General features: G+C 42.8%; 8 protein-coding genes, 1 tRNA gene, 1 rRNA gene, 1 other RNA gene and 1 pseudogene. 1 reads left to right on the top strand and 11 read right to left on the bottom strand.

Going from position 1 to position 8,311, the window contains the following annotated elements:
• From H532_RS0113665 to H532_RS18995, 11 genes are all read right to left on the bottom strand, one after another.
• Positions 1-228, bottom strand: a 16S ribosomal RNA gene (locus H532_RS0113665); the annotation flags it as partial.
• Between the two features lie 493 nt (positions 229-721).
• Positions 722-985 (bottom strand): pro-sigmaK processing inhibitor BofA family protein, encoded by a 264-nt coding sequence (locus H532_RS0113660; RefSeq protein WP_027725936.1) that lies wholly within the window; start codon positions 983-985, stop codon positions 722-724.
• 112 nt (positions 986-1,097) lie between these two features.
• On the bottom strand, positions 1,098-1,307 hold the full coding sequence (locus H532_RS0113655) for a YaaL family protein (RefSeq protein WP_027725935.1): 210 nt from the start codon (positions 1,305-1,307) through the stop codon (positions 1,098-1,100).
• A 15-nt stretch (positions 1,308-1,322) separates the two neighbouring features.
• Positions 1,323-1,919 carry a recombination mediator RecR gene (gene recR, locus H532_RS0113650; protein WP_027725934.1) on the bottom strand — a complete coding sequence of 199 codons (597 nt, stop codon included), beginning with the start codon at positions 1,917-1,919 and terminating at the stop codon, positions 1,323-1,325.
• 11 nt (positions 1,920-1,930) lie between these two features.
• Entirely contained in the window at positions 1,931-2,245 is a 315-nt protein-coding gene (locus H532_RS0113645; RefSeq protein WP_425426296.1) for a YbaB/EbfC family nucleoid-associated protein, read from the bottom strand.
• A 20-nt stretch (positions 2,246-2,265) separates the two neighbouring features.
• Positions 2,266-3,963, bottom strand: a complete 1,698-nt coding sequence (gene dnaX, locus H532_RS0113640; protein ID WP_027725932.1) for a DNA polymerase III subunit gamma/tau — start codon at positions 3,961-3,963, stop codon at positions 2,266-2,268.
• A gap of 246 nt (positions 3,964-4,209) precedes the next feature.
• Positions 4,210-4,474, bottom strand: an RNA gene (gene ffs / locus H532_RS20040) — signal recognition particle sRNA large type.
• Between the two features lie 127 nt (positions 4,475-4,601).
• Positions 4,602-4,695, bottom strand: a tRNA-Ser gene (locus H532_RS0113635).
• 60 nt (positions 4,696-4,755) lie between these two features.
• Positions 4,756-5,211, bottom strand: coding sequence for a tRNA adenosine(34) deaminase TadA (gene tadA, locus H532_RS0113630; RefSeq protein ID WP_027725931.1), 456 nt, complete (start codon positions 5,209-5,211; stop codon positions 4,756-4,758).
• A 90-nt stretch (positions 5,212-5,301) separates the two neighbouring features.
• Positions 5,302-6,723, bottom strand: coding sequence for a hypothetical protein (locus tag H532_RS0113625; RefSeq protein ID WP_027725930.1), 1,422 nt, complete (start codon positions 6,721-6,723; stop codon positions 5,302-5,304).
• Positions 6,724-6,885: 162 nt separating this feature from the next.
• Positions 6,886-7,962: an amino acid permease gene (locus H532_RS18995; RefSeq protein ID WP_081412475.1), complete on the bottom strand. Its 1,077-nt coding sequence runs from the start codon at positions 7,960-7,962 to the stop codon at positions 6,886-6,888.
• A gap of 123 nt (positions 7,963-8,085) precedes the next feature.
• Between H532_RS18995 and H532_RS18990 the strand changes: the two are divergent.
• Positions 8,086-8,311, top strand: a pseudogene (locus tag H532_RS18990) (IS5/IS1182 family transposase); the annotation flags it as partial.

Raw genomic sequence — 8,311 nt, 5'->3', positions numbered from 1 at the left:
GCACCTTTCCCTTTCGCACCATGCGGTGCGAAAGCCTATCCGGTATTAGCTTCGGTTTCCCGAAGTTATCCCAGTCTTACGGGCAGGTTGCCCACGTGTTACTCACCCGTCCGCCGCTCGATCCATCCGCATCACTCCGAAGAGATCCGCGAATTTCACGCGCTCGACTTGCATGTATTAGGCACGCCGCCAGCGTTCGTCCTGAGCCAGGATCAAACTCTCCGTAAAAGTAATGTTTATCAAAAGCTGAAAACTCAGCTTAAAGATCTTACGTTTGTTTAAATCCTTGGCGTCTTGTAAAAAGGTTGCCCTTTTTACAGTTTGCGCTTGGCTTTTGTTCAGTTTTCAAAGAGCGATGCATCTCGAATAAACTTCGATTTGCGCAAAACATCGAAAGATGTTTTAAGCAAGGAGCAATACATCTTGAGATCGCTACGACTTGCGCAAAACACCGAAGAGTGCTTCGCACGAAGTTTTCAACAACAACTATTTCATTATAACAATTTCGTTGTTGTTTGTCAATAACTTTTTACATGCCGCTTTTTGAAACGACTTTTTGATTTTACCAAGCTCTATGTTGGTATGTCAATCATTTTTTAAAGCTGTTTTATCAAAAACGACATGTATAATAATACCACATATTTTATTTTGTGCAAGGTTTTTTTACATGTATTTTTTTCCATTACCCGTTTTTGTAAACCTTTGAGGCATGAACTGCCCATTACATGATGACATATTTGATGATTATCAGAGCGGCGACACCGGGAATGCCAAGAAAGCCGGAGATTATCGTTGTGATGGCGTTAATCGGTATTTTCAAATCAAATGATGCACCAACGGCATTTAATAAAAATAACATTAAGGCGCCGATCGCCAATTTTACAAAGGCTTGTCCGATAAAGCGTATTGGTTTTAAGGGCGCGCCAATCACAAGAAATAAAACAATAACAACAGCAAAAATGGAAATGACAACGATTGGATCCATATAAAACCCCCTCGTCCATGCTTTTCTACATGTATACGAGGGGAGATCATTTTTTATACCATTTTTCAATATCCTTTAAGTGATGATATACCTCTTTTTTGATAGCCTTTTATCAGTCTTTGAGTTTTCGTGCCTCTTTTAATAGAAACATGTATTTTGCTTCGGCCAACCGAAGTTGATAAAGCACTTCTTCTGATGGGTCAATGCTGTCTTCTACTAGGCGTTTTTGCTTTAACCAACGTTCCTTGCACGCCATTAAAAGGGCCAGGAGTTTTTCTTCTCTTTCTTTGCGAATGCGCCGTATTGTTCTACGTCTAAACATCGTCTTCCTCCCAAACTAGAGCTCTCTCCGGCCTTCCATTGCTTTTGACAAAGTGACTTCGTCCGCATATTCTAAATCACCGCCCATTGGGAGTCCATGGGCAATTCTTGTCGTTTTCACACCCGCGGGTTTTATGAGGCGTGATAAGTACATGGCCGTTGCTTCACCCTCAATAGTGGGGTTGGTGGCAATGATCACTTCCTGTATTTCTTCGTTCTCAAGCCGTTTTATAAGTTCAGCAACTTTGATGTCTTCTGGCCCGATCCCATCGACCGGGGAAATGACTCCATGAAGGACATGGTATAACCCGCGATAGTCCTTCATTTTTTCCATGGCGATAACATCCCGCGGTTCTTGGACGACGCAAATGGTTGAGCGATCTCTTGTGGAATCATTGCAAATGAAACAAGGATCGCGGTCGGTAATATTTAGGCATTCTGAGCAATAAATCAACTGTCTTTTGGCATTGACTAACGCCCGCCCAAACTCAAGCACATCATCTTCTTCCATATCTATAACATAAAAAGCTAATCGTGCCGCCGTTTTCGGGCCGATGCCAGGTAATTTCATAAAACTATCGATTAATTTTGCAATCGGTTCAGGATAATGCATGATGCCCTCCATTAAAAGCCTGGTAAATTCAATCCTTTAGTGAATTGGCCCATTCTTTCCGCGGCCAATTCATCGGCTTTTTTCAAGGCATCATTGACAGCTGCTAAAACGAGGTCTTGCAGCATGTCGACATCATCCGGGTCAACAGCCTCTTCTTTAATCAGCACTTCAGTGACTTCTTTATGACCATTACATTTTACCGTCACCACACCGCCGCCAGCGGAACCTTCAACAACTTCCTCTTTTAAAGCCTCTTGGGCCTCCATCATTTTCTTTTGCATTTTTTGCATTTGTCGCATCATATTATTCATGTTGCCTCTCATCATTTCAATCATCCTCCTTGGATTTAATCCCTTATCTCCAGTAAATCAGGACCGACAAGTTTTTCCGCCTCTACGATTAACGGGTCGGTCTCTTCTTGTTTGGCGGCGGCCATTTCGCCTTCTGCTTCCATTGTTTTGATAAATGCCGCCCGGATTTCTTCCCATTGTTTGTGTGGAATAGGGAGCATTTTTTTTCGTTTGCCTGTCAATTCAAAGATGATTTCTTCGACCATTTGCATGGCGTTGTTTTTATTTTCTACAACCATTTGACAGTGAAAATCGTATTTAAACGATTGAAGAAAAGCTTCTTGGGAGCTGGCTACCGGTTTGCTTTCTAAAAGCCATGCATGAGCCGCCACATTCATTTTTCGAATCTTTTCCATAATAGTCGGCCACGCTCGCCGCAATTCCTTGAGATCTTCTTTAACCGCATTTTTCAAAACCGCATGGACTTGTTGGTGATTAACCGACACGGTTTTAGCGCTGGGTCTTTTCGGTAACCTTCTTTGAACAGAAGGTTCCGGTTCGGAAACATCCGATGAAGGTTTTTGTTCCAGTTTTTTGACCCTTTCTTCCAGTTGACGGATTTGCTTTATCCACTCCGCTTCTTGGAAAGTTGTCTCATTTTGTTTTCCCTTCGGAGCTTCTATGAGCCTGACGATTGCCATTTCCAAAAAGATGCTTGAATATCCCGAGCGTTTCATGTCTTGCTGAATGTCACTTAAAAGACGAATGGCACGGTGGATGGATTCTGGATCCGTTTGTTTAGAAAGTTCGACAAAAGTTTCATCGGTTATCATGCGATCCTTGATACTATCAAGTTCCGGTGCCGCTTGATAAAGCAACATATCCCTATAATAAAAAATGATATCTTCAAGGAAACGTTCGGGGTCTTTCCCTTCGGAAAGAATATCGTTGACGATTTGTAAGCCTGAAGCTAAATCTCCCTTTTGGACGGCTGACATCACGTCGGTAAGCAACTGACGGCTGACCATGCCGGTGACTTCTAAAACATCCTCTTCCGTCACCTTCCCATCACCGTAAGCCGCTGCTTGATCGAGGATGCTTAACGCATCCCGCATACCGCCTTCCCCGGCTTTAGCGACAAGTTCGATGGCCCGCCCTGTCACTTCGATCCCTTTTTTTTCAACGATCTCATTGAGCCGGGCTTCGATAGCTACCAAGGGGATCCGTTTAAAATCAAAACGTTGACATCTTGAAATGATCGTCGGCGGGATTTTATGCGGTTCAGTCGTTGCCAAAATAAAAATCACATGGGCCGGAGGTTCTTCCAAAGTTTTTAAGAGGGCATTAAACGCGCCTTGGGATAACATATGAACTTCATCAACAATATACACCTTATAACGCGCAAGACTTGGCGCGTATTTGACGTTCTCCCTTATTTCCCTGATTTCATCTACACCGTTATTCGAGGCAGCATCAATTTCAATGACATCTTGGAGACTGCCATCGGTGATGCCTTTACAAATGGCGCAATCATTACACGGTTCACTCACAGGGGCTTTTTCACAGTTGACCGCCTTAGCCACGATTTTGGCAACACTGGTTTTGCCGGTACCTCTAGGGCCACTAAACAGATAAGCATGTGAAAATTTATCCTTTGCCAGGGCATTTTGCAGCGTGCGCGTGATATGCTCTTGGCCGGCCACATCACGAAACGACTGTGGACGAAAAACCCGATAAAGCGCTTGATAGCTCATAGAATCCCACCTGAACATCGTCATTACTCTAAATGTTATTATACCGTTTAAAACGGTTAAGTACAAAAGAACATTAGCGACGGACCGGGCATCATTCGGCGGTTACTTCTTTTTATGTAAAGTAAAAAGAGGCTGAGAAATAATTCGCCAAAATTACCCCTTTGTCCCGACCTCTTTTTAATAAAATAAAAAGTCACGACCTGACGCCGTGACATTGATATTCCTATTGATAATCAAAGGTAAGCACCGTGCACCTTCCTTCGATCCAAGCACCATGAACGCTTCATGAGTAGTTGGCTCGGTCCAGGCTCTCCCGCGGCACACGAAAGGTCTCACTTACTGCTGCTTCCTTCCGGACCTGACAGGGTTCATGAGTTTCCGTTGCGCGGGACCCGAACGTCAACACCACTTGCTCAAGGCTGCTTCACAGCGCAAGAACCTAGGGAAGGAATTCAGCCTCGCTGTAGCGGATTGCGAGTACAGGGCACCGCTGCCTCCCCGCCTAGCACGGTGTTATTATTATAACAAAGATACATCAAGAATAAAAGGGGAAAAAGGAATTTACAATAATTGTAATTCATTTTACTTAAAAGAGCACAAAAAAGAAGCCATCTCAGGCTCTTGTCTAAAATTATGTATGGCGGAGGCGAGAGGATTTGAACCCCCGCGGCGCCATTTAGACGCCCTAGCTGATTTCGAGTCAGCCCCCTTCAGCCTCTTGGGTACGCCTCCAAATACGACATAATATAATTTATCATAGAAATTACTTTTTGGCAAGGCGTGATTCCGCCATCATTTTTTCTTTCTCAGACGGCGGAAAAATTGCGTTAAAATCTCACCACATGCTTCCGCACAAACTCCGGGAATCACTTCACACATATGGTTAAAACGTGAATCTTGCAACAAATTCATCAGCGTTCCACAGCAACCCGCCTTGGGGTCACTTGCTCCATAAACTACTGTTTTAATTCGAGCTTGTAAAATGGCACCGGCGCACATCGGGCACGGCTCAAGCGTGACGTAAAGATCACAGTCTGAGAGCCGCCAAGTGCCTAACTTCTCACTCGCTGTTTGAATGGCGAGGATTTCGGCATGCGCGGTCGGCTGCTGGGTTGTCTCACGTCTATTATGAGCAGAAGCAATCACTTCACCGTCTTTCACAATGACACAACCAATTGGCACTTCTCCTATTGCTTCCGCTTTGCGCGCTTCTTCTAAAGCCATAGACATAAATAATTCATGATGCATCCGCTATTCCCGCTTTTCTTTGTAAAGATATCTTTTTTATTGCCTAGACCCCTACCTTGGATCTTCCAAACATCGTGTTGTTCCATTAAATCATTTTAGAGGGATCGTAAATGGGTCCGCATTAATTTTATTAACATAGACCAATGAATGCAAGGTAATATTCAGATCGCTGAGTTGTAACCAGTCCACTGGGCCACTATCAAATTGATAAATGTATTGACCATTTTTACCAGGTGCATTGCCAACGGAAAAGCTGAGGGAATGGCCACGTTCATCTTTAATATCAACGATTGATGAAGTCTTATAAAGTTGGTTTCTTTCATCTTTCGGAATTTTATTATACTCCTCTAACGACATCCAATCCATTTGGCCGATATGCGGGTATTTGTTTTCATCATACATAAATACGAGTTCAAAACTCGGATCATATTTCCCATTCCGTTTAAAATAGATGGAACCGTTTGTAATATCTGACACCTTTATTCCTTTTTCGGTGTTATTTTCAAAATCTCTTAAGTGATTTTTATCGATGTGAATGTGGATCGGTTTCTTTTCAACATAACCATATTCATTGGGTTTGATGACTATCGCATCCCCTTCTATATCTGGGAAGTAAAGCGAGAAGCCATCGATGTAGAAGAGGGCAGGGTCATCCACATCCTCCTGAATATAATTCTTAGGACGTCCTTTAATTTTAATGTCAGCGGAGACCCAAATGGTTGAAGTCGATTCTTCTGTCTCAACCTTGTAATTTAATTCCCCATGATCAAAATATTGCTGATAATTCTCCAATTGGAACGTTAAACCATTGGCAGAAATGGTTTGATGAACGGGAATAGTTTTAATCAAATATTTATCAATATTGAAACTGGCGGGAAAACGAATGTCATCAACGGCTACTTCTTGGTTACCTTTGACAAGTTTCACCCCATCTAATGTCACGCTTCGGATATGGTTTACATAGTCGTCCATAAATTGATCCCGTTCTTCTTCACTACTAAATGACATGTTGCGAAAATCCAAGTTTTCCATGTACTGCTGATAGAGGCGGTAGTTATAAGTATCCTTTATAATTAAAATTTGATCTGCCTGATCATGGATTACGGACATCGTAAAATCCGGACCGTTGTCGCGGTGAAAAATGACATTTTTTATTTGTAACGCAGGTATGTCGTTCACCGATTGATCTTTTTTAAGCACATCGAGACTGTATAATAAATAAATACCGCCACTCGATAACCATGCCTTTTCGATTCTTAAAGTACGGCCCTCTCCAACAATGGGCACTTCCTTATTCACATTAACGGCAATGCCATATTTGAAAACATTTTTTAATAATGGATTCGTTTTATATATGTCCGCAAACACTTCATTCATAGAATCTTTGACATTAAACGCCTTTTTATCAACGGCAAAATGGCTGTTTTTAAACTCCCGATACTGCAAATACCCGACAAATAAAAGCACGACGCCTAAGGCGATTCCGATTTTTTGAAGCCATGATTTCTTCAATGACGAAAGACCCCCCTAATATCCCTTCTATCCTTTCGCCATTTGCCATTTCATTTCCTCTTGATTCGAGAAAAAATTTTTTTGGGAGAACTTTTAGGCAAAAAGTTCGGCCCAAAGGAATAAATCCCAGGGCCGATCACGCATGATTTAAGATTGGTTTTTTTAATGAGTTTTTCGAACCGATGCTTTTAAAATGAACGGGCTGAAGACAATGCCGAATCCGATAAAGAAGACGCCCCATAAAAAGGTGCTTATATCCGATGTACCAGCGATCACGACATACACCGAGTAAACGAATCCGACGACACCAACGAAAGCGTTCCATGTCCGCTTTCTTCCTTTACCATAGCTCCCATCTAACACGCATTTCAGTTGGAAGATGGCGGTGACCAAATATGGCAGTAAATACGCCAGCGTCGCGATGGTAATGACAAAACTGAACGCTTCTGCAATAGAATTAGAAACCGTGGACAGCAATAAAATTTGCGTTGCCACATTCGTGATGGTTAAAGATTTCGACGGTGTTCCATTTTTATTTTCTTTCAAGAAAGCTTTCATAAATAAGCCATTTTTCGCCGATTGATACGGAACCTCGGCGCTCAACAAAATCCAGCCTAAGGCTGATCCGACTAAACATATGATGGCTAACAATCCGAGCAAATAACCGCCCGCACCACCAATGACCGCTGTTAACGCATCGACAAGCGGTTTTGATGAAGCGGCTAAAGCGGATTGTTTTAAAGAGCCCATGACGAGTAAAGTAATCAAAATATAAAGAGCTGTGGTAATCAATAGCCCGGCGATCGTCGCCCGCTTGACATCCACAGATCGTTTGGCTCTTGAGGAAAATACGACCGCCGATTCCACGCCGACAAATGCCCATAAAGTCGATAAGGCGGCATGATTGATTTGCCCAAGCAATCCAACACTTTCACCGGTTGCAGGATCGACTTTCGGTTCAATAAAAGGCACGAGATGGCTCGCCTGAAAAGCAAATAAGGTCGCAACAATAAATAAAATAAAGCCTCCGACTTTGGCAAAAGTCGCGATGACATTAACTTTTCCGGCACTATCAACGCCATTTAACACTAAGCCGTGCAGCCCCCATAATAAGGCTGAACAAACGAGAAAAGTTAATAATCGCCCGACCGTTAAATGTAGGCCGAAATGATCCGTAATCAGCGCTTCGCTATTTAAAATCGGAAAGAATGTGGACAGGTAGCCGGCAAACGAGGTAATTAGGGTCTACTGAATAACAAAAAAATGTTGATTTAACAAGGGTTTTTCACTTTTTTGTCGAATTTATATGCAAGGGTATGATTCGGAAACTCATCAAAAACCTTGCACTTGGAGGGACTAACTTTGTACGAACATCATGCCGATCAACTCATCCTGCCACATGAATTTTTCCTGCCGTTTGGTGGACAATTAAATCCCAATAACCGTTGGGTGGTCTTGTCTAACCTCATCCCCTGGTCAAAAGCTGAAAAAGAATATGTCAAGTCACTGGGAGACGTCAGGCAAGGACACAAGGCCTTTTCGGTTCGTTTGGCACTTGGTTCATTGATCATTCAGGAACGCCTGAAGT

Origin of the sequence: Tuberibacillus calidus DSM 17572 (assembly GCF_000430685.1) — a bacterium.
GTDB classification, from domain to species: domain Bacteria; phylum Bacillota; class Bacilli; order Bacillales; family Sporolactobacillaceae; genus Tuberibacillus; species Tuberibacillus calidus.
This window is presented reverse-complemented; position numbering and strand designations above follow the sequence as displayed.